This window comes from Mesobacterium hydrothermale (assembly GCF_035818635.1).
In the GTDB taxonomy this organism is placed as follows: domain Bacteria; phylum Pseudomonadota; class Alphaproteobacteria; order Rhodobacterales; family Rhodobacteraceae; genus Mesobacterium_A; species Mesobacterium_A hydrothermale.
Genome location: NZ_JAYLLH010000029.1, coordinates 1 through 405 on the forward strand (window position 1 = coordinate 1; position 405 = coordinate 405).

The 405-nt window shown below is 61.5% G+C and carries 1 protein-coding gene; it reads right to left on the reverse strand.

The annotated features are described in order from the left end of the window. Positions 1-26: 26 nt before the first annotated feature. Positions 27-371: a DUF3467 domain-containing protein gene (locus tag VK792_RS16070; protein ID WP_326298883.1), complete on the reverse strand. Its 345-nt coding sequence runs from the start codon at positions 369-371 to the stop codon at positions 27-29. Positions 372-405 lie beyond the last annotated feature (34 nt).

The window sequence follows — 405 nt, forward strand, 5'->3', positions numbered from 1 at the left end:
ATGGCCATTCAGGGGCTCCGCGCGGATCAGTCGCCGAGCGGGCCGTACCGTTTTTCGTGCTCGTCGATCAGCCGGACCAGCATGTCGCGCAGGCGCTTGGCGGCGTGCGGGGCCATCACCACCCGATGTTCCAGCTTGACCCTGAGCTGTTGTTCGCCCAGGTCCCAGCTTTCGTTGACGCCGAAATTGACCACCACCTCTTCGCGGGTGGACGACCCGTTGCAGACGTTGCAATAACTGCTTTTCAGGTTCTCCGTCTCGAATTTCACCTGGTGCGGCGGGACCGTCGCCGCCCGGTTCGGGTTGGCTTCGGGTTTGGCAGCGACGGTTTCCGTCTTGTCTGCTGTGTGCTGTTCCGCGGCTTTGGCCATCAAGGTAAATCCTGTGTCAGGGTCTTCATTCGGT

What these genes read in the sequence shown, in the direction of transcription:
- VK792_RS16070 (WP_326298883.1), bottom strand. Translation starts at nt 371, where the DNA reads ATGGCCAAAGCCGCGGAACAGCACACAGCAGACAAGACGGAAACCGTC.